The following is a 20,794-nucleotide window of genomic DNA, read 5'->3' as shown; positions in this document are numbered from 1 at the left end:
CACCCGCGCAGGCCCGTCACCGGCACCCGACAGCCCCGCGCAGCGGACCGGCCCGCCGCAGGCGCAACGGCAGGGAAGTCAAAAACATGGGCCACAGGCAAAGCGCAGCGAAGCGGCGCAACGGCGGGCGCACCGCGGCAGCGGGCGGCAACCGGCGAGCAACCCCCACGGCGGGACAGCCAAAAGCGTGGGCGGCAAGCAAAGCGCAGCGGACCGGCTCGCCGCCAGGCGCAACGGCGAGCAACCCCACGGCGGGAAGCCAAAAACGTGGGCCAAAAGCCAAACGCAGAGGACGGTCATGGGACGTTCCCCAGTTGGAAAGATCCCCTTGGTCCCCTCCACGCACGGTGCGCCGACAACAGCGGTATGCGTGTCGCCCTGGTCACCGAATCCTTTCCGCCCGATGTCAACGGCGTCTCCCACTGCGCCCTGGAAACCGTCCGGCACCTCGTCCGGCGGGGCCACGATCCGCTCGTGATCGCCCCGTTCGGTGGCGCGTCCCCGGCCACCGGTACGCACGAGAGTCCCTGCCCGGTCGTCCGGGTGCCCTCGATGCCGCTGCCCGGCTATCCGCAGGTGCGGATCGCGCTTCCCGGGCGCCGGCTGTCCGCGGCGCTCGACGGGCACCGGCCCGATCTCGTGCACCTCGCCAGTCCGTTCGTGCTCGGCGCCCGGGGGATGGCGGCCGCCGCCCGCCGCCAGGTGCCCGCGATCGCCGTCTACCAGACCGACCTGGGCCGCTACGCCCGCACCTACCTCGGCGGCGGCGCGGCCACCGCTTGGCGGCGCATCCGTGCGGTGCACGGCGCCGCCGACCGCACCCTGGCGCCCTCCAGTGCGGCGCTGCTGGACCTGACCGAGCACGGGGTGCCGCGGGTCCACCTGTGGCCGCGTGGCGTCGACTCCGCGCGGTTCCACCCCGGGCGGCGTGACGCGGTGTTGCGCAGCTCGCTCACCGCGGGGCGGGAGCTGCTGGTGGGGTACGTGGGACGGCTCGCGCCGGAGAAGGACGTCGGGCTCCTGGCCGAGACCTCGCGGCTGCCGGGGGTGCGCACCGTCGTCATCGGCGAGGGGCCCAGCGCCGCCGGGCTGCGGACCGCGCTGCCCGGGGTCCGCTTCCTCGGTCGCCGTACCGGCGATGAACTCGCCCGTCTCTACGCCTCGTTGGACGTCTTCGTCCACACCGGTCCGTACGAGACCTTCTGCCAGACCGTGCAGGAGGCGATGGCCTCCGGGGTGCCGGTGGTGGCGCCGCGGGCGGGTGGTCCGCTCGATCTGGTGGACCACGGCCGTACGGGGCTGCTGGTGACACCGGGTGACGGCGGCGCGTTCCGGGACGCGGTGCGGGTGCTCGCGCGCAGCGCCGAACTGCGCGTCCGCTACGGTGCCGCGGCCCGCCGGGCGGTCGAGGACCGTACCTGGGAGGCGGTCGGCGACCAGCTCCTGGGCCATTACGAGGCCGTGCTCAGCGACCGGACGGCGGTGGCGGCATGACCGCCCGGCACGGCCGCCGGGCGGGCCTGCGGATCGTCCGGATCGCCAACTTCGTCACCCCGGCCTCCGGCGGGCTGCGCACCGCGCTGCACGAGCTCGGCGCGGGCTACCGGGCCGCCGGGCACGAGCCGGTGCTGATCGTGCCGGGCCCGCCCGCGGCGGACGGGACGGCCGGCCTGCGCGAGGAAGTCACCGCGCAGGGACGGGTGATCACGCTGCCGGGGTCGAAGCTGCCGGGCAGCGGCGGCTACCGCATGCTGACCGACCGCCCGCGGCTCCGGCGGTTGCTGCACGCGCTGGCCCCCGACCGGCTGGAGGTCTCCGACCGGACGACGCTGCGCTGGACGGGGGAGTGGGCCCGCCGGGCGCGGGTCCCCGCGGTGATGGTCTCGCACGAGAGCATCGACGGGGTGCTGCGCACCTGGGGCGTACCGCAGCCGGTGGCCCGCGCCGCCGCGGACCGGCTCAACCGCCGTACGGCGCACGCCTACAGCCGGGTCGTGTGCACCACCGACTGGGCGGCGGCGGAGTTCACCCGGGCCGGGGTGCGCAATGTGGTGCGCGCGCCGCTCGGGGTCGATCTCGCCGCCTGGCACCCGGACTGCCGCAGCGCGGAGCTGCGGCGGCGCTGGGCGGGCCGGTCGGAGGTCCTGCTGCTGCTCTGCTCCCGGCTGTCGCAGGAGAAGCGGCCCGGGCGGGCCCTGGACGCGCTGGCGGAACTGCGGCGGCGCGGGGTGGACGCGACGCTGGTGGTGGCCGGTGACGGGCCGCTGCGGGCCCGCCTGGAGACCCGGGCGCGGGCCGAGCGGCTGCCCGTGGCGTTCGCCGGGCATCTCGCCGACCGGTCCCGGCTCGCCGCGCTGCAGGCCGGTGCCGATGTGGCCCTGGCGCCGGGCCCGGCCGAGACGTTCGGGCTGGCCGCGCTGGAGGCGCTCGCCTGCGGCACCCCGGTGGTCGCGAGTGCGGCGTCGGCGCTCGCGGGGCTGGTCGGCAGCGGTGGCGACACGGCGCTCGACGACGGGCCCTCGTTCGCCGACTCGGTCCAGCGGGTCCTGGCCCGGCCGGAGACCGCCCGCCGCGCCGCCGCACGGCGGCACGCCGAGGGCTACGGCTGGCAGCCCGCCGTCGCGGCCTTCCTGGCGGCGCACGATGCGCCGACGCCGCTCGGCAGGCCGGTCGCCGCCCGGTCGGCGACCTCCCCGGCCGGCCCACTGGGCGGGTGGTGACGGTGCGCGCCGAAGGGGAGGCGAGAGGGGAGCGGGCGCCGGACGACGGCCGGGCCCCGGTCCGCTTCGTGGCGTTGGGTGATTCGCTGACCGAGGGGCTCGGCGACCCCGTACCGGGCGGCGGCTGGCGCGGCTGGGCGGCCCTGCTCGCCGGGGCGCTGGGCGAGCGGCCGGGTGGCGTGGAGCTGGTGAACCTGGCGCGCAGCGGGGCGCTGGCGGCGGAGCTGGCCGAGCGGCAGCTGCCCCTGGCGCGTGCGCTCGCGCCGCGCTTCGCCTCGCTGGTCGTCGGGGCGAACGACACCCTGCGCGCGGCCTTCAGCATCGAGCGGGTCGCGGCCGCGCTGGACCGGGCGCACGGTGCGCTGAGCGCCGACGGGGCCGTGGTGCTGACGGCCTGTCTGCCCGATCCGGGCCGGATGCTGGGGCTGCCCGCGCCGCTGGCGCGCCCGCTGGCCCGCCGGATGCGCGCCGTGAACACCGTCGTCCATGCGGTGTCGGCACGCCACCGGGGCGTGCATCTGCACCTCGCCGCACACCCCTGGGTCGCCGAGCGCGCATGCTGGAGCGTGGACCGGCTGCACCCCAGCGAGCGCGGCCACCGGCTGCTGGCCCGCGGTTTCCACGGGGCCCTGGTCGCCGCCGGCCTGCCCGTCGGACCGCCGCCCCCGCTCACCCTCGACGGCCCGCCGCCGACCCGTGCCGGATCCGCCCGGTGGATGGCGACCCGCGGCACCCGCTGGGTCGCCCACCGGTGCACGGACCTGCTGCCCGGCCTGCTCGGCCTGGCGCTCCGGGAGTGCCGGCACCACGTGGCGGGGTCCGGCCGGCTGCTGGACACCGCGGCCGAGCGGGCCGCGCTGGCCGCGCTCGCCGCCCTGGCCGGGCCGGACGCGGACGCCGGCCCGGCGGGGAAAGCCGCCGCGAGGGCGGGGGGCGCTGCGACAATGACAGGATGACCGGACGCTGGGAGTTCTGGATCGACCGCGGTGGCACGTTCACGGACGTCGTCGGACGCAGGCCGGACGGACGGCTGGTCACCGGCAAGCTCCTGTCACACCACCCGGAGCGCTACCGGGACGCCGCGGTGGCCGGCATCCGGATGATGCTGGGGCTCGGCCCGGACGAACCGGTGCCCGCCGAACGGGTCTCCGTCGTCAAGATGGGCACCACCGTCGCCACCAACGCCCTGCTGGAGCGCAAGGGCGAGCCGACCGTGCTGCTGACCACCGAGGGGTTCCGGGACGCGCTGCGGATCGCCTACCAGAACCGGCCGCGGATCTTCGACCGGCACATCGTGCTGCCCGAGGCGCTCTACGACCGGGTGATCGAGGTGCCGGAGCGCATCGGCGCCCGCGGCGAGCCCGTCCGGCCGCTGGACGCCGATGCGGTGCGCCGGGCGCTGATCCGGGCCCGCGCGGACGGCCTGCGCAGCGCCGCCGTCGTCCTGTTGCACGGCTACCGCCACGCCGACCACGAGCGGGCCGTCGCCGAGCTGGCCAGGCGCGCCGGGTTCTCCCAGGTCAGCTGCTCGCACGAGGTCAGCCCGCTGATGAAGCTGGTGCCCCGCGGCGACACCACCGTCGTCGACGCCTATCTCTCCCCGATCCTGCGCCGGTACGTCGACGAGATCGCCGACCAACTCCCCGGCATCCGCCTGATGTTCATGCAGTCCAACGGCGGACTGCGGCAGGCCGCGCACTTCCGCGGCAAGGACGCGGTGCTGTCCGGCCCCGCGGGCGGTGTCGTCGGCATGGTGCGGGCCGCGACCGAGGCCGGCGGCGGCCACGACCGGGTGATCGGCTTCGACATGGGCGGCACCTCCACCGACGTGTCCCACTATGCCGGGGAGTTCGAGCGGGTCTTCGGCAACGAGGTCGCGGGCGTACGGATGCGCGCCCCCATGATGAACATCCACACCGTCGCGGCCGGCGGCGGATCCGTCCTGCACTTCGACGGCCGCCGCTACCGGGTCGGCCCCGACTCGGCAGGGGCGGACCCGGGACCGGCCTGCTACCGGCGCGGCGGCCCGCTCACCGTCACCGACGCCCAGGTGATGCTCGGCCGTATCCAGCCCGACCACTTCCCCGCGGTGTTCGGGCCGGACGGCGACCGGCCGCTGGACGCCGAGGTGGTCCGCACCCGCTTCGCCGAGCTGGCCCGGCGGGCCGCCGCCGAGACCGGGGACGACCGCGGCCCCGAGGAGGTCGCGGCCGGGTTCCTGGACATCGCGGTGCTCAACATGGCCAACGCCGTCAAGAAGATCTCGGTGCAGCGCGGCCACGACATCACCCGTTACGCCCTCATCAGCTTCGGCGGCGCCGGCGGCCAGCACGCCTGCGCCGTCGCGGACGCGCTGGGCATCGACACGGTGCTGGTCCCGCCGCTGGCCGGGGTGCTCTCCGCATACGGCATCGGGGTCGCCGACGCGACCGCGATGCGCGAGCAGGCCGTCGAGGCGGACTTCACCGACCCCGCGGCGGTCGGGAGGGTGCACGAGGTGTGCGAGGCGCTCGCCGGGCAGACCCGGCGCGAACTCCTCGACGACGGCGTGCCGGACGCCTCGGTCACCACCCGCGCCCGGGTGCTGATCCGCTACGCCGGGACCGACTCCACCATCGGCGTCCCGCTGGCCGACGCCGCCACCATGACCGCGGACTTCGTCCGGGCCCACCGCGAGCGGTACGCCTTCACCATGGACAAACCGCTGGTGGCCGAGGCGGTGTCGGTCGAGGCGCTGGGCGCGGCCGGCGGCGCGGGCGGCCACGAGACGCAGGCGGGCAGCAGAGAAGGGGAGCTGGCGCCGGCCGCCACGGTACGGATGTACACGGCCGGGCGTTGGCAGGACACCCACCTCTACCGCCGTACGGACCTGCGCCCCGGCGACACCCTCACCGGCCCGGCCGTCATCGCCGAGGAGGACGCGACCACGGTCCTCGAACCGGACTGGCAGGCGGCCATGGGCGGGGGCGGGCACCTCGCGCTGACCCGGGTGCGGCCGCGCACCGGCCGGGCCGCGGTCGGCACCGGCGCCGACCCCGTGATGCTGGAGGTCTTCAACAGCCTCTTCATGGCCATCGCCGAGCAGATGGGCGTCCGGCTGGAGCACACCGCACACTCCGTCAACATCAAGGAGCGCCTCGACTTCTCCTGCGCCCTCTTCGACGCCGACGGCAACCTCATCGCCAACGCGCCGCACATCCCCGTGCACCTGGGCTCGATGGGGGAGTCCATCAAGGAGGTGCTGCGGCGCCGCGCCGGCGAGATGCGGCCGGGCGACGTGTATGCGATCAACGACCCGTACCACGGGGGCACCCACCTCCCCGATGTCACCGTCGTCACCCCCGTCTTCGACACCGAGGGGACCGAGCTGTTGTTCCTGGTGGCCTCGCGCGGCCACCACGCCGAGATCGGCGGCATCACCCCGGGCTCGATGCCCGCCTTCAGCCGTACGATCCAGGAGGAGGGCATCCTCTTCGACAACTGGCTGCTGGTGCGCGACGGCGAGCTGCGCGAGCGCGCGACCCGCGAGCTGCTCGCCGCCGGCCCCCACCCCTCCCGTGCGCCCGACGCCAACCTCGCCGACCTGCGCGCCCAGATCGCCGCCAACGAGAAGGGCATCGGGGAACTCCGGCGGATGACCGACCAGTTCGGGCTGGACGTCGTCCGGGCCTACATGGGGCACGTCCAGGACAACGCCGAGGAGTCGGTGCGGCGGATCATCGCGCGGCTGTCGGACGGCAGCTGCCGCTACGAGACCGACAGCGGGGCCGAGATCCGGGTCGCGCTGAGCGTCGACCGTGCGGCCCGCAGCGCCGTGCTGGACTTCGCCGGCACCTCGCCCCAGCAGCCCGGCAACGCCAATGCGCCCCGCTCGGTGGTGATGGCGGCGGTGCTGTACGTCTTCCGCACCCTGGTGGCCGACGACATCCCGCTCAACAGCGGCTGCCTCAAGCCCGTGGAGGTCCGCGTCCCGGAGGGCTCGATGCTCGCGCCCGTCTTCCCGGCGGCCACCGTCGCGGGCAACGTGGAGACCTCCCAGGCGGTCACCGGCGCGCTCTACGCCGCGCTCGGTGTCCAGGCCGAGGGCTCGGGCACCATGAACAACGTCACCTTCGGCAACGACCGGGTGCAGTACTACGAGACCGTCGCGAGCGGCTCGGGCGCGGGCGACGGCTTCGACGGCGCGGACGCCGTGCAGACCCATATGACCAACTCCCGGCTCACCGACCCCGAAGTGCTGGAGTGGCGCTACCCCGTCCGCGTCGACGCCTTCGCCATCCGCTCCGGCAGCGGCGGCACGGGCCGCTGGCACGGCGGCCGCGGCGTCGAGCGCCGGCTGCGCTTCCTGGAACCGATGACCGTGGCCCTGCTGACCAACCACCGCAGGGTCGCGCCGTACGGCATGGCGGGCGGCGCCCCGGGTGCGCTGGGCGCCAACTGGGTGGAGCGGGCGGACGGCTCGCGGGTGGAACTGGCGGGCTGTGACGTGGCGGACGTCGGCGTGGACGACGTGCTGGTGCTGCGCACCCCGGGCGGCGGCGGATACGGGGCGGCGGACGAGGGCTGACGGCCGCCGCCCGCACCCTGCTAGCGCATCCGGAGGAAGCGGACCGGGGTCCCCGGCGCCGCCTGGGCCGCGGGGGCCAGATAGCGCTCGGGGACGACGCCGACGACCGGATAGCCACCGGTCGTGGGGTGGTCGTGGAGGAAGAGGACCGGCAGGCCGTCGGGCGGGACCTGGAGGGCGCCCAGGGGCATGCCCTCACTGGGGAGTTCACCACTGCGGGCGCGCTCCAGGGGCGGGCCCACGGTGCGCAGGCCGATGCGGTTGCTGGCCGGCGAGACGCGGAACCGGCCGGTGGTGAGGGTGTGCAGGCCGGCGGCGGTGAACCACGCGTCGCGGGGGCCGGGCAGGAACGGCAGGACGAGCTCCGTCACCGGGCCGGGGTGCGGCACCGCGTCGGCGCCCGCGGCCGGGCCGTACGGGGCGCCCAGCGCGAGCACCGCTCCCTCGGTGAGCGGGTCGGGGCCCAGGCCGGAGAGCAGATCGGCGGCGCGGCTGCCCAGGACCCGTTCGGTGTCGATGCCTCCGGCGAAGGCCAGGTGGGAGCGCAGGCCGTGGGTGGCGGGACCCACGTCCAGGACGGCGCCCGCCGGGACGCGGACCGGCGCGCCCCAGGGGGCGGGGCGGCCGTCGACCGTCACCGGGCAGGGCGCGCCCGTGACGGCGACGGTGGTGGCCGTACGGACCCGCAGGGCACAGCCCGTGAGCGTGGTCTCCAGGGCGGCGGCGGACTCGGGGTTGCCGACCAGGCGGTTGGCGAGCCGGTGCGCGGGCTCGTCGAGGGCGCCGGCCCGCGGCACGCCGAGGTGGGCATGGCCGGGCCTGCCGAGGTCCTGGACGGTGGTGAGCGCACCGGCCCGGACGACCGAGAAGGCGCGGTCGGTCATCAGGCGGTCTCCTGAGGGACGAAGCGGACACGGGTGCCGGGGGCGAGCAGCGCGGCCGGTTCGCGGCGCGGGTCCCACAGGACGGTGTCGGTGGTGCCGATCAACTGCCAGCCGCCGGGGGAGGAGCGGGGGTAGACCCCGGTGTAGGGGCCGGCCAGGGCGACCGAGCCGACCGGGACCTTCGTACGGGGAGTGTCCCGGCGCGGTACGTGCAGCGGCTCGGGCAGCCCGGTCAGATAGCCGAAGCCGGGGGCGAAGCCGCAGAAGGCGACGCGGAACTCCGTGGCGGAGTGCCGCCGGACGACCTCGTCGGCGGTGCAGTCCCACAGGGCGGCGACATCGGCGAGATCGGGGCCGTCGTAGCGGACCGGGATCTCCACGGCGGGCCGGTCGCCGGCGGTGAGCGGTGGAATGTCCCAGGCGGCGAGCTCGGCGAGGAGCCCGCGGGGGTCGGCGAGACCGTCGAGGAGCACCGTACGGGCGGCCGGCACGATCTCGCGCAGCGGCGGCAGGGCGCCGTCGGCGGCCCGGCGCAGCAGTTCGGCGTGCAGCGCCTCGACCTCCTCGGCGCTGTCCAGCTCGATCAGCAGGCCGTGTTCACCGACCGGCAGCGGCCTCATACGAAGCTCCGGATGTGCACGCCGGCCGCGGCCAGCTCGGACCGTACGCGCCGGGCGAGGTCGGCTGCGCCGGGGGTGTCGCCGTGCAGGCACAGCGAGCGGGCGGTGATGCCGACACGGCGGCCGTCGCGGGAGGTGACGGTGTGGTCGCGGGCCATGCCGAGGGCCCGCTTGACGACCTCGTCGGCGTCGTGGACGACCGCACCCGGTTCCCGGCGGGGGACGAGGGTGGCCTCGTCGGTGTAGGCGCGGTCGGCGAAGGCCTCGCCGACGACGGGCAGTCCGGCCCGCCGGGCGGCCTCGTGCAGCCGCGAACCGGGCAGTCCGAGGACCGGCAGGCCGCCGCCCGCGGTGAGGATGCCGTCGACGACGGCACCGGCCTGCTCCTCGTCGTGGACGCAGCGGTTGTAGAGCGCGCCGTGCGGTTTGACGTAGCCGACGCGGGCACCGGCGGCGCGCGCGAAGACCTCCAGCGCGCCGATCTGGTAGGTGATCTCGGCGGACAGCTCGTGCGGCGGCACCTCCATCGCGCGGCGGCCGAAGCCGGCCAGGTCGCGGTAGGAGACCTGGGCGCCGATGACCACGCCGCGCTCGGCGGCCAGTTCGCACACCCGGCGCATGGTGGCCGGGTCGCCGGCGTGGAAGCCGCAGGCGACGTTGGCGCTGGTGACGACGGAGAGCAGGGCCTCGTCGTCGGTGAGCTGCCAGCGGCCGAAGCCTTCCCCGAGGTCGGCGTTGAGGTCGATGACGGGAGGGGCCGCCGGGTCGCTCATGTGGGTCCGTTCCATGGGGCTCGGGGCCGCCCGGTGCGGTGGGGGCACCGGTGCGACGGCCCGTGCGCGGGCAGGGGGCGGGCGACGTTCCGGCCGGCCCGTATCCGTAGTGACTCTCCCCCGAGGGCACTCGAGCCGACCGGTGTCGAGGACAACGTAGAGGATTGTTCAACGATCCGACAAGAGGTGTTCCAGGGGCGATCACGGATGCGTTGTTTCGTTCTCCCATCTGGGATTGACTTTCGCTCATACGACTCCGGGACGGCCCCGATCGCCGCCCGGTACGGCACGAGAGCGGGGAGCGGTATGGCGGGCGGAGCGGCGAAGAACGACCAGGGGCGGCTCACCGAGGTCGCGAGCCTGGAAGGCGACCGTGCCCTGCTGGGGCGCTCCAGTACGGCCGAACGGGTCGCCGACATCCTGCGCGACCGGATCGCCGAGGGCTACTTCCCGCCCGGCGCCCGCCTCTCGGAGGAGAGCATCGGCGGCGCGCTGGGCGTCTCGCGCAACACGCTGCGCGAGGCGTTCCGGCTGCTGACGCACGAGCGGCTGCTGGTGCACGAGCTCAACCGCGGGGTGTTCGTCCGGGTGGTGACGGTCGAGGACCTGGAGGACATCTACCGGGTGCGCATGCTCGTGGAGTGCGCCGCGGTGCGGGGGCTGGGACAGGGGCCCTACGGCGCCGCCGCGGCCGGCGCCGTCGCGGCGATCGAGGCCGCCGTGCGGGCCGGCGAGGCCGCCTCCGAGGGCCGGGAGTGGCAGGCGCTCTCGACCGCCAACATCCGCTTCCACCAGGGCATCGTCGCCCTGGCGGGCAGTCCGCGCACGGATGAGCTGATGCGGGGCGTGCTCGCCGAACTCCGGCTGGTCTTCCATGTCATGGCCGACCCCCGGCGCTTCCATGCGCCCTATTTGACCCGTAATAGGCAGATTGTGGAGGCGCTGCAGGCGGGCGATACCGCCGAGGCGGAGCGGCTGTTGCTGTCGTACCTGGAGGACTCGCGCAGCCAGCTCTCGGGGGCGTACGCGCAGCGCATCGCGGAGGGCTGAGGCCCCGCGGGGCCGCCGCGCCGCCCCCGGTGAGGCCCGCGGTGGGGGCGGCCTGGGATCCGCTCCCGCAGACCCCTTGTCGAATCGTTGAACAATCGCCTAGCCTCCGCTGCAATCTCTTCCTCTCCCCACGGACCTGTGGGGCTCCCCGTACGCGGAAGGCGGATCCATGATCGTGCTCCTCGGCGTGCTCGTGGTCGTGATCGGCTTCGCCACGAAGCGCAATCCCCTGCTGGTCGTGGGGGTGGCCGGCATCGCGACCGGCCTCCTCGGAGGGCTGTCTCCGGGCAAGGTGCTCGCCGCGTTCGGCGACGGTTTCGCCGGCAGCCGGGCGGTGACGATCTTCGCGATCACCCTCCCGGTCATCGGCCTCCTGGAGCGCTACGGCCTCCAGGAGCAGGCCCGCCGCCTCATCGCCCGGTTCGCCAAGCTCACCACCGGACGCTTCCTGGCGCTCTACCTCGGCCTGCGGCAGATCGGCGCCGCGGTCGGACTGACCAATGTCTTCGGCCACGCCCAGACCGTCCGCCCGCTGGCCGTCCCGATGGCCGAGGGCGCCGCCGAGCGCAAGTACGGCCGCCTCCCGGAGCGGACCCGGGAGAAGGTCCGGTCGTTCTCCGCCAGCGCGGACAACGTCGGCCTCTTCTTCGGGGAGGACGTCTTCCTCGCCGTCGGCTCGATCCTGCTGATCACCGGCTTCGTCAACACCACCTACGGCACCCACCTCGAACCGCTGCAGCTCGCGCTGTGGGCGATCCCCACCGCCGTGTGCGCCTTCGTGGTCCACGGCTGGCGACTGCTGCGCCTGGACCGCCAGTTGGAACGCGAACTGCTCACCGCCCACGTCCACGACACCGCCGCAGTGGAGGCCGCCCAGTGATCAAGGCAGAGTGGTTCTACTGGCTGGTCGGCCTCAGCTTCCTGGTGATGGCCTCCCAGATGGTCACCGACCGCAGCAACCCCAAGCGCTTCGGCACCGGCGCCTTCTGGGGCCTGATCGGCGCCGGCTTCATCTACAGCAGCTGGGTCGTCACCAAGCAGGCGCCGGCCGAACCCCTGGGCGCCGCGGTGCTCGTCATGGCCTGTCTGGCCGGCTTCGGCTTCACCGGGCGCGGCACCCCGCGCACCACCACCCCCGAGCAGCGCACCGCCAGCGCCGTCAAGCTGGGCAACAGGCTGTTCGTCCCCGCGCTCACCATCCCGGCCGTCGCCATGGCCTGCGCCATCGGCGTCAAGCACCTGACCATCGGGGGCGAACCGGTCCTCCAGGAGGGCAGCGAGACCATCCTGGGCCTGGGCATCGGCGCCGTCGTCGCCCTCGTCGTCGGCATGATCATGCTCCGTGAGAAGCGGATCTCGGTGCCCGTGCAGTCCGGCCGTTCCATGCTCGAGGCGATGGGCTGGGCGATGCTGCTGCCGCAGATGCTGGCCACGCTGGGCGCCATCTTCCAGGTCTCCGGCGTCGGCGACCAGGTCGGCAAGCTCACCACCTCCGTCCTGCCGAAGGACTCGCTGTATGTCGCGATCGTCGTCTACTGCGTGGGCATGTTCGCCTTCACCATGATCATGGGCAACGCCTTCGCGGCCTTCCCCGTGATGACCGCCGCCGTCGGCTGGCCGGTCCTGATAGGCCACTTCGACGGCAACCCGGCCGCCGTCCTGGCCATCGGCATGCTCGCCGGGTTCTGCGGCACCCTCGTGACGCCCATGGCCGCCAACTTCAACATCGTTCCGGCGGCCCTGCTGGAACTGAAGGACCAGTACGGGCCCATCAAGGCGCAGCTGCCCACCGCGGCAATCCTGCTCGGCTGCAACATCCTGATCATGGCGCTGTTCGCCTTCTGACCCCCGGGCCCACGGCGCCGCACTCCGCGGCACCGCGGGCCCGCCGCCTCCCGCCCCCGCCTCCGACGCCGGACGCACCCACCGCACCGCACCGAGGATGACCGTATGACCCGGGTACTGCTGACCGGATTTGCACCCTTCGACGGCGAATCCACCAACCCCTCCTGGCAGGCGGTACGCGCCGTCGCCGACGAACCGCCCAGCGGCATCGAGGTCTTCGCCGTCGAGCTGCCCTGCGTCTACGGGGCCTCGGTGGCGGTGCTGCGCGCCGCGATCGAGGAGACCCGCCCCGAGATCGTGGTGTGCGTCGGCCAGGCGGGCGGCCGCCCCGACATCACCGTCGAACGCGTCGCCCTCAACGTCGACGACGCCCGGATCCCCGACGCCTCCGGTGCCGAACCCGTCGACGAGGCGATCGTGCCCGGCGGCCCCGCCGCGTACTTCTCCACCCTGCCGGTCAAGGCGTGCGTGGCCGCCGTCCGCGCCGCCGGGCTGCCCGCCTCCGTCTCCAACACCGCCGGCACCTTCGTCTGCAACCACGTCTTCTACGGCCTCGCCCACCTCATCGCCACCGAAGTGCCCGACCTGCGCGGCGGGTTCGTCCACGTCCCCTACGCGCCGGAGCAGGTCGTCGACCGCGCCCAGCCCTCGCTGCCGGCCGACGCGGTCGCCCGGGCCCTGCGGGAGATCGCGGTCACCGCCGCGCACACCCGCACCGACCTGCGCATCGCCGGCGGGGCCACCCACTGACCGCCGGCACCGGCTCCGGCACGAGGGCCCGGGACCTGGCCGCCGACCGCCGCGGGCCACGCCGTAGACTGACGCGCCGGCCCGGCGAGCGGTCCGTCAACGGATCCACCGGCGGTTCCACCCATGAGCGGATCCGCGCCGTTTCGTCCGTTGTCAGTGCGAGCGCCTACTCTGTGCGACGTGACTTTTTCCGCCCCGGGGGCCGCTGCGCCCCAGCTCAACGGGCCGAACCGGCCCGCGCCGGGCCCGGCCGCCGACGAAGGCCTGGCCCGCCGGCTGCGCGCCCTCGCGTGCACCGCGCCGCTGCACGACCTCGACGTGCGCAAGGCCAACCTCGCGGGCGAGTACGGCGTCTACGCCATGGCGGAGGTGGCGCTCGCCGTCATCGACCTCGTCACCCTCAACATGGACTTCGACACCGGCGCCGACCATGAGGAGATAGTGGCGAAGGTGCTCCCGAGGGTCGCCGCCCAGGCGCCCCGCCGCCCCACGGGCGAGCACGAGCGGGTGGCCCGCTGGGTGCTGGAGAACCTCATCAACGTCGGTAGCGTGGACCGCGGATTCCGGGCGGTCTACGGCACCTTCACCACCGAGGGCCAGTACGTCCGCCGCGACTACGACTTCAAGCTGATCGAGGAGGTCCCCGGCGCCGGCGGCACCGTCTTCCTGCGGGCCACCGACGAAGCGGTCAACGTCCTGGTCGGCGCGCTCGACACGGACGTCACCAGCGCCCAGATCGCCGCCGAGGTCAAGCTGGAGGTGCTGATCAGCCGCGGCCGGCTGGCCGACGCCCAGCTCGCCGCCGAGCAGGCCCGCTACCGCACCGTGCAGTACGCCGAGACGCTGCGCAGGACCCTGGACGCCACCCGCCGCAACGTCCGCGCCGTGGACTGGCTGGAGACCGTCCCGGACATGATCAACGAGGCGCTGGACCACGTCGCGGACCGCTACCGCCACGAGAACGCCATCCTCACCAACATCCGCAAGGCCCGCGACGAGACCGAGGAGCCCGAGCACAAGCGCCGCGCCGCCGAACTCGTCGACATCGTCAAGGACTGCATCCGCCGCCACACCCAGCTCCAGTCCCGGCTGCTGGAGGCCGGACCGCTCTTCCGGGCCGAACAGGACCGGCAGGCCTTCGCCGCCCCCGTGGCCCGCTCCGGACTCGACCTCTACGGCCAGCTCGTCGCGCCCCTGCTGCCGCTCCCCGCCGAGCAGGCCATCCGCGTCACCGACGCCTTCTTCGCCCGCGGCACGGGCCTGCGCACGCCCTCCGCCGTCCGGGTCGGCGACCTCGTCGAGGTGCTGCTCACCCCGCCCGTGGAGCGCGAGCACCTCGGCGCGGAGATGCCCGAGCCCGATCTGGTGACGACGCCCGACGACAGCCGCTTCAGCGAGGCCCAGCTCGACGCCGCGATGGCGCTGCTCGACCTGCCCGCCGACGCACCCCGCAGGCTCTCCGGGCTCCTCGCCGAGGCGCGCCGCAGCGACCCCGAACTCCCCTACCTGGTCGCCCTGCTGGCGGTGCACGCCGCCAGCCCGCCGGTCGGCACCGCCTACCGCCAGGGGGAGCACCAGCTGCTGTTCGCCGTCGACGACGGCACCGAGCTGACCGACTCCGAATTCGGCGGCGCCGACCTCATCGTCGGCACGGCCCTGCTGGACTCCGCCGGCATGGCGGCGGACCGTTCGGAGGTGGCGTGATGAGGTCCCGCCACCACGGCGGTCGGCCCGCGAACGGCGCGGCGGGCCCGGTCCGGCAGAGCCCCGGCGTGCCGGGCGGCGGCCCGCCGCCGTGCCGCGCAGAGATGTCCGAGACCGTCCCCCGCAAGGAGCTTGTTCCGTGACCCAGTACGACGAGGCGCCGCAGCCCGACCCGGCGTCCGGGGCCGGTGAACCGGGCTGGGACGCACCCACCGCCGACGCCGGTCCTGCCGCGACCGGGCCCTCCGCCACGCTCTCGGCTCCGCTCGAGCAGGCGGGACCCCCCTCCCTCAGCCCGGCCGATGCCGCCGACGCCGCCCGGCTGGTCTCCTTCGGACTCCAGCCCAAGCTGCTGCCCGCCCGTGACGCCGAGTACGGCGAACTGCTGCGCCGCTACCGCGACGAGCCGGCCTTCGCCCGCCTCGCCGACGCCGTCGCCACCGGTCTCGGCCTGGTCGTCCTGGAGGTCTCCACCCGCGCCGGGATGGCCGTCACCGCCGACGAGGACTCCGTCTTCGCCGTACGCATGGGCGACTACGCGCGTCGCGCCTCCGCCGACTCCGCGGACCGCTTCCTGCACGGCCTGGCCCATCTCGCCGTCGCCGCGCTGGCCTTCCCGCGCCCCGAGGACCTCGCCGACGACGGCTACATCGGCCGGATCACCGTCAACGGCGTCGACGCCTTCGTCCGGCAGGCCTGCCGCCGCCTGGAGGAGCGCGCCGAGCAGGAGGGCGAGAACACCGACCCGGCCACCGACGCCCCCGGCCTGGAATCCGCCTGGCGGATCTACGCCCGGCGCAGCGCCACCGGCGCCACCAAGGACGCCCGCCGGCTCGCCGGTTCGACCACCGGCATCATCGCCAAGGCCGTCACCTTCCTCGTCGACTCCGGCTTCCTGCAGCGCACCGGCGACGACTCCGGCGGCGCCTACCGCACCACCGCCCGCTACCAGCTCCAGGTGCGGGACATGGCCGGCAGCGCCGCCATGGCCGAGCTGCTGGAGCTGGGCATCGTCCCGGTCGCCGACGGCAGCGCCGCGCTGCTGCCGGGCGAGGACACCGACGACCTCGACCTGGTCTCCGACGCCGGCCTCCCCTTCCACTCCGGATGACGCCCCGGCCCCACGGCCACTGACCGTCCGACCTCCCCACACGACAACGAGAGTCCGCCATGTACGAGCTGTCCCGGGTCCGCCTCTACTCCATCGGGCCCGCCGGTGCGCGCTACGCCGACACCGTGCTGGACCTGCGCGGAGTCGGTGCCCCCGTGCCCCAACCGGCCCCGGCCCAGGCGGACTTCTTCGAGGACGAACCGGTCGGCCCGCCGCGCCGCCCGGCGCCCGCGGGCGTGCTCTTCCTGGAGAACGGCGGCGGCAAGTCCGTCCTGCTCAAGCTGATCTTCTCGGTGATGCTGCCCGGCCACCGCAACACCCTCGGCGGCGCCAGCTCCGGCGTCCTGCGCAAGTTCCTGCTCGCCGACGACTGCGGCCATGTCGCTCTGGAGTGGCAGCACGTCCTCACCGGCGAGTCCGTGGTCGTCGGCAAGGTCAGCGAATGGCGCGGCCGGCAGGTCTCCAACGACCCCCGGAAGTTCGCCGAGGCCTGGTACAGCTTCCGGCCCGGGCCGGGGATGAGCCTGGACTCCCTCCCCGTCGCCGAGGCCACCGTCGTCCGCCCCCGCCAGGAGAGCGGCGAGGGCAGCTCCGGAGCCCAGGGCCGCCGGCGCACCATGAAGGGCTTCCGGGACGTCCTCACCGAGGCCGGGAAGAACTACCCCAACCTCGACGTCGCCTGGGAAGAGATCCACGAACGCTGGAACGAACACCTCGGCGAGCTCGGCCTGGACCCCGAACTCTTCCGGTACCAGCGGGAGATGAACGCCGACGAGGGCGAGGCCGCCGGGCTGTTCGCGGTCAAGAACGACTCGGACTTCACCGACCTGCTGCTGCGCGCCGTGACGGACACCCGTGACACCGACGGCCTCGCCGACCTCGTGCACGGCTTCGCCCACAAGCTCGGCCGGCGCGCCGAACTCACCGCCGAGCGGGACTTCACCGCCGGCTCCCTCGATCTGCTCTCCCGGATCGCCGACGCCGCCGAGCAGCGCGAACGGGCCCGCGAGGTGCACGCCGGGGCCGAGCGCCGCACCCGCGCCCTCGCCCAGCGGCTGCACGCCCGGGGCACCGAGGAGCGCGGCCGCGCCGCCGAGCTGGCCGAACAGGTCGCCGCCGCGGCCCATCGCGTCACCGACGCCGAGCGCGTCCAGGAGCGCCGCTCCCTGGTCTCCGCCGAACTCGCCTACCGGCACGCCTCGCTGGCGCTGGCCGCCGCGGAGAAGGGCGCCGCCGCCCAGCGCCGCGAACTCAACGACGCCCGCACGCTGGCCAGCGCCTGGCAGGCCGCCGAGACCGCGCTGCGGCACCGCGCCGCCGCCGACCGCTCCGCGCGGGTCGCCGCCGCCATCCGCGAGGCCGAGCGCGACGCCGCCCCCGCGCTCGCCGCCCGGGCCACCGCCGCCGCCGACCTGGTGCGCGCCCTGCACGCCGCGGCCGAGGCCGGTGAGCGGGTCGCCAACGAGGAGGAGGAACGCTCCGCCGCCCTCCAGGAGGCCGGGGAGTCCGCGCACCGCGACGCCACCACGGCCGCCACCCACGCCCAGCGCGCCCGCAGCGAGGCCGACCACCTCAAGCAGCGGCTGGCCGAGGTCGCCGAGGAGACCGCCGAGGCCGTCCGGGCCGGCTGGCTGGACGACAGCGCTCCCGACGCCGATCCGGCCCGGGCCGCGCTCGCCGCGTCGGACGCCGAGAAGACCGCCGTCGAGGCCTGGGACTCGGCCCGCGAGACCGCCCGGCAGGCCACCGACCGCGCCCGGGAGGCCGCCGCTCGGCACTCCGCCGCCGAACTCGCGGCGGCCCGCGCCGAGGACGCCGCCGAGGCCGCCGGGCGCGCCCATGACGCCGAGCGCCGGGCGGCCGAGTCGATCGGCGCCGAGCAACGGCTCGCCGACCTCCTCGGGCTCCCGCAGTCCGAGGCCAAGGCCCTCGGCGTACCCGGCCCCCGTACGGCGACCCCGGACACCGCCCGGACCGCCTCCCCCCGCCCCCACGCCGGCCCGCTCACCGCCGAGGAGCTGGACCGCAACGCCGACGAGCTGCACGAGCTGCTGGAGGAGGGCGTCGCCGCCGCCGAACGGCAGCTGTTCGACCTGCGCACGGCCGCCGCCGACGACGCACGGATCCTCGGCGCGCTGGGCGACGGCGGCCTGCTGCCCCCGGGGCCCGATGTGCTGGCCGCCGTGGAGTACCTCGGTGAGCACGGCGTCCCCGCGCTGCCCGGCTGGCGCTATCTCGCCCAGTCCGTCGACCCGGCCGACCACACCCGGGTGCTCGCCGCCCGCCCCGAGCTCGTCGACGGCGTGATCATCACCGATCCGGACACCCATGCGCGGGCCCGCGGGGTGCTCGCCCAGGCCGCGTTGCTGCCGCGCTCGGCCGTCGCGGTCGGCACCGCCGCCGCACTGCTCGCCCCCACGCCCGCGCCCGAGGAGCAGGACTCCGGCGTCTTCCTCGTCCCGCCGAACCCGGCGATGCACGACGAGTCCGCCGCCGACGAGGAGCGGCAGGCGCTGCGGGCGCGCGCCATGGAGCGGGACGAGGAGATCCGGTCGCTGGCCGCCCGGCTCTCCGGGGACCGTGCGCTGGCCGCCCGGCTCGGCTCCTGGCGTGCGGGCTGCCCGGCCGGCCGGCTCGGTGAACTGGCCGCCGCGGCGGAGGAGACCCGTACGGCGGCGGACGAGGCGGCCGCCGAGCTGGCCGAGGCCCGTGCCGCCCGCGCCGAGACCGAGGAGGTCGCGGCCGAGGCCACCCGGGTGCGGGACGAGCGGCAGGAGACCGCGCAGCGCGCCCGCCGCGCCGCGGACCTGCTGGCCGGGCTCGCCCACCGGCTGCGGGAGCGGGCCTCCTGGCAGTCCCGGATGCGTGAACTCGTCGACGAGGCGGCCGAGTTCGAGGCCCGTGCCGAGGAGTGCGTGGACCGCGCGCGGGCCGCCGACGAGGACCGCAGGGCCGCCCAGCGCGCCGCCGACGACGCCCGGCGCACCGCCCGCGCGCTGCGCGCCGAGCGCGCCGAGATCGCCGGCGTGCCGGACGAGGTGGGGGAGGCCCCGGAGGGCGCCGGCGCCTCGCTGCCCGCGCTGCGCGAGGCCTACCGCGCCGCCTCCCAGCTCTACGAGAAGGTCGGCGTCGGCGCGGACCTGCGCGCCGAACAGGCCCGCGCCGAGGGCGACGAGAGCGCCGCCCTGGCCGAACTCAACCGCCTCACCAACAAGGTCCGTACCCGAGCCGAGGCCCTGCTGGAGAGCCCGGACGCCGCCGACGGCCCGTCCCGGCAGGCCGCCGCGGCCCGCGCCGAGTCGCTGGTGCACATGCTGGAGACCCGGGCCTCGGCCGCCAGTGAGCAGCTCGGCCGGCTGCGCGGCGAGGCCGAGCGGCTCGCCCCCACCGACGGCGAGGCGCACACCGAGCTGCCCGACGAGCTGGTGCCCAAGGACGCCGACCGCGCCAAGGAGCTGCTGCGCACCGCCTCGGCCGAACGGGCCACCGCCACCGAGGCGCTGGAGGCCGCCCGCGGCCGGCACGAGGAGCTGCTGCGCGGCCACCGCGCCGCCGAGGACGCCGCGAGCGGCTTCGACGAGACCGCCGCCCTGCTGCGCGACCTGCTCCGCGACCACCAGGACGCCGAGGATGCCGGCGACGGGCGGACCGAGCCGTACGCCGGCCGGCTGGCCGAGGCCCGGCAGGCCGCCGCGGAGTCCCGCCGCTCGCTGCGCGGCTGCGCCGCCGACCTCTCCACCGCCGAGTCCGCGGTGCGCGAGGCGAGCGACATCCTCGTCCGGCACGCCAACTCCACCCGCTACGAACAGGTCCGTACTCCCGCCCGGCAGCAGATCCGCGAACTGCCCGCCGCGGCGCTGCCGGACCATGCCGCGAAGTGGGCGGAGGCCTTCGCGCCCCGGCTGCGGGTGCTCACCGACGAGCTGGAGCAGCTGGAGCGCAACCGCGACTCCATCGTCGACCGGCTGCGCGGGCTGGTCGAGTCGTCCCTGACGACGCTGCGCTCCGCCCAGCGGCTGTCCCGGCTGCCCGAGGGGCTGGGGGAGTGGTCCGGGCAGGAGTTCCTGCGGATCCGCTTCGAGGACCCCGACCAGGCCACGCTCACCGAGCGGCTCGGCGAGGTGATCGACGAGGCGACGAGCGCGGCCGTCAAGAAGAACAGCGATCTGCGGCGGGACGGGATGTCCCTGCTGCTGCGCGGGGTCGGCGCGGCGCTGCAGCCGCGGGGGGTGGCCGTGGAGATCCTCAAGCCGGACGCGGTGCTGCGCGCCGAGCGGGTGCCGGTCGGGCAGATGGGCGATGTCTTCTCCGGCGGCCAGCTGCTGACCGCCGCCATCGCCCTGTACTGCACGATGGCGGCGCTGCGGAGCAACGACCGGGGCCGCGACAAGCAGCGGCACGCCGGCACGCTGTTCCTGGACAACCCCATCGGCCGTGCCAACGCGACCTATCTGCTGGAGCTCCAGCGCGCCGTCGCCGACGCCCTGGGCGTCCAGCTGCTGTACACCACCGGTCTCTTCGACACCACGGCGCTCGCGGAGTTCCCGCTGGTGATCCGGCTGCGCAACGACGCGGACCTGCGCGCCGGGCTGAAGTACATCAGCGTCGAGGAGCATCTGCGCCCGGGCCTGCCGCAGCCGGACCCCTCCGGCGAGGCGGTGCACGGCCAGATCACGGCGACGCGGATGTACCGCCGCCCGGAGGAGCAGACCGCCGAGGAGCAGACCGCCGAGGAGCCGGCGGACCCGGCCGGCGGGTGAGCCGCGGGGC

The 20,794-nt window shown here is 75.2% G+C and carries 14 protein-coding genes; 11 read left to right on the top strand and 3 right to left on the bottom strand.

From position 1 onward, the window contains the following. Nucleotides 1-366: 366 nt before the first annotated feature. From AB0411_RS36560 to AB0411_RS36545, 4 genes are read left to right on the top strand one after another with little or no spacing between them, the layout of a single operon-like run. Entirely contained in the window at nucleotides 367-1,494 is a 1,128-nt protein-coding gene (locus AB0411_RS36560; RefSeq protein WP_366421546.1) for a glycosyltransferase family 4 protein, read from the top strand. Then, nucleotides 1,491-2,720, top strand: coding sequence for a glycosyltransferase (locus AB0411_RS36555; RefSeq protein ID WP_366421545.1), 1,230 nt, complete (start codon nucleotides 1,491-1,493; stop codon nucleotides 2,718-2,720). Before AB0411_RS36560 ends, AB0411_RS36555 begins: the two co-directional genes overlap by 4 nt. Beyond that, nucleotides 2,717-3,676, top strand: a complete 960-nt coding sequence (locus tag AB0411_RS36550) for an SGNH/GDSL hydrolase family protein (RefSeq protein ID WP_366421548.1) — start codon at nucleotides 2,717-2,719, stop codon at nucleotides 3,674-3,676. Before AB0411_RS36555 ends, AB0411_RS36550 begins: the two co-directional genes overlap by 4 nt. Beyond that, a complete protein-coding gene (locus tag AB0411_RS36545) occupies nucleotides 3,673-7,287 on the top strand; it encodes a hydantoinase B/oxoprolinase family protein (protein WP_366421544.1) in 3,615 nt (1,204 codons plus the stop codon). Before AB0411_RS36550 ends, AB0411_RS36545 begins: the two co-directional genes overlap by 4 nt. Before the next feature lie 20 nt (nucleotides 7,288-7,307). Here AB0411_RS36545 and AB0411_RS36540 read toward each other — a convergent pair whose 3' ends face one another. Genes AB0411_RS36540 through AB0411_RS36530 form a run of 3 tightly spaced genes read right to left on the bottom strand, consistent with a single transcriptional unit; the run spans nucleotide 7,308 to nucleotide 9,564 of the window. Further along, entirely contained in the window at nucleotides 7,308-8,171 is an 864-nt protein-coding gene (locus AB0411_RS36540; protein ID WP_366421543.1) for a biotin-dependent carboxyltransferase family protein, read from the bottom strand. Further along, entirely contained in the window at nucleotides 8,171-8,791 is a 621-nt protein-coding gene (gene pxpB / locus AB0411_RS36535) for a 5-oxoprolinase subunit PxpB (RefSeq protein ID WP_366421542.1), read from the bottom strand. The genes AB0411_RS36540 and pxpB overlap by 1 nt, the downstream gene beginning before the upstream one ends. Next, on the bottom strand, nucleotides 8,788-9,564 hold the full coding sequence (locus AB0411_RS36530) for a LamB/YcsF family protein (RefSeq protein ID WP_366421541.1): 777 nt from the start codon (nucleotides 9,562-9,564) through the stop codon (nucleotides 8,788-8,790). The genes pxpB and AB0411_RS36530 overlap by 4 nt, the downstream gene beginning before the upstream one ends. Before the next feature lie 306 nt (nucleotides 9,565-9,870). On the opposite strand from AB0411_RS36530, the gene AB0411_RS36525 reads away from it, so the two are divergent. The 7 genes from AB0411_RS36525 to AB0411_RS36495 all read left to right on the top strand — a co-directional run bounded on the left by AB0411_RS36525 (nucleotide 9,871) and on the right by AB0411_RS36495 (nucleotide 20,784). After that, the gene (locus AB0411_RS36525; RefSeq protein ID WP_366421540.1) at nucleotides 9,871-10,614 is read left to right on the top strand and encodes a GntR family transcriptional regulator; all 744 of its coding nucleotides are present in this window, start codon (nucleotides 9,871-9,873) and stop codon (nucleotides 10,612-10,614) included. A 169-nt stretch (nucleotides 10,615-10,783) separates the two neighbouring features. Further along, entirely contained in the window at nucleotides 10,784-11,494 is a 711-nt protein-coding gene (locus tag AB0411_RS36520) for a DUF969 domain-containing protein (protein WP_366421539.1), read from the top strand. After that, nucleotides 11,491-12,459 (top strand): DUF979 domain-containing protein, encoded by a 969-nt coding sequence (locus AB0411_RS36515; protein ID WP_366421538.1) that lies wholly within the window; start codon nucleotides 11,491-11,493, stop codon nucleotides 12,457-12,459. Before AB0411_RS36520 ends, AB0411_RS36515 begins: the two co-directional genes overlap by 4 nt. A gap of 105 nt (nucleotides 12,460-12,564) precedes the next feature. Continuing rightward, nucleotides 12,565-13,209, top strand: a complete 645-nt coding sequence (gene pcp, locus AB0411_RS36510) for a pyroglutamyl-peptidase I (RefSeq protein WP_366421537.1) — start codon at nucleotides 12,565-12,567, stop codon at nucleotides 13,207-13,209. A gap of 180 nt (nucleotides 13,210-13,389) precedes the next feature. After that, nucleotides 13,390-14,913, top strand: a complete 1,524-nt coding sequence (locus AB0411_RS36505; RefSeq protein WP_366421536.1) for a hypothetical protein — start codon at nucleotides 13,390-13,392, stop codon at nucleotides 14,911-14,913. Nucleotides 14,914-15,052: 139 nt separating this feature from the next. Next, entirely contained in the window at nucleotides 15,053-16,024 is a 972-nt protein-coding gene (locus AB0411_RS36500; protein ID WP_366421535.1) for a hypothetical protein, read from the top strand. A 59-nt stretch (nucleotides 16,025-16,083) separates the two neighbouring features. Continuing rightward, complete coding sequence (locus AB0411_RS36495; protein WP_366421534.1) at nucleotides 16,084-20,784, top strand: hypothetical protein; 4,701 nt, start codon at nucleotides 16,084-16,086, stop codon at nucleotides 20,782-20,784. The last annotated feature ends 10 nt before the right edge of the window (nucleotides 20,785-20,794 follow it).

Source organism: Streptomyces angustmyceticus, assembly GCF_040701845.1.
In the GTDB taxonomy this organism is placed as follows: Bacteria; Actinomycetota; Actinomycetes; order Streptomycetales; family Streptomycetaceae; genus Streptomyces; species Streptomyces angustmyceticus_A.
The sequence above is the reverse complement of the archived record's forward strand: the minus strand, read 5'-3'. Positions and strand labels throughout refer to the sequence as shown.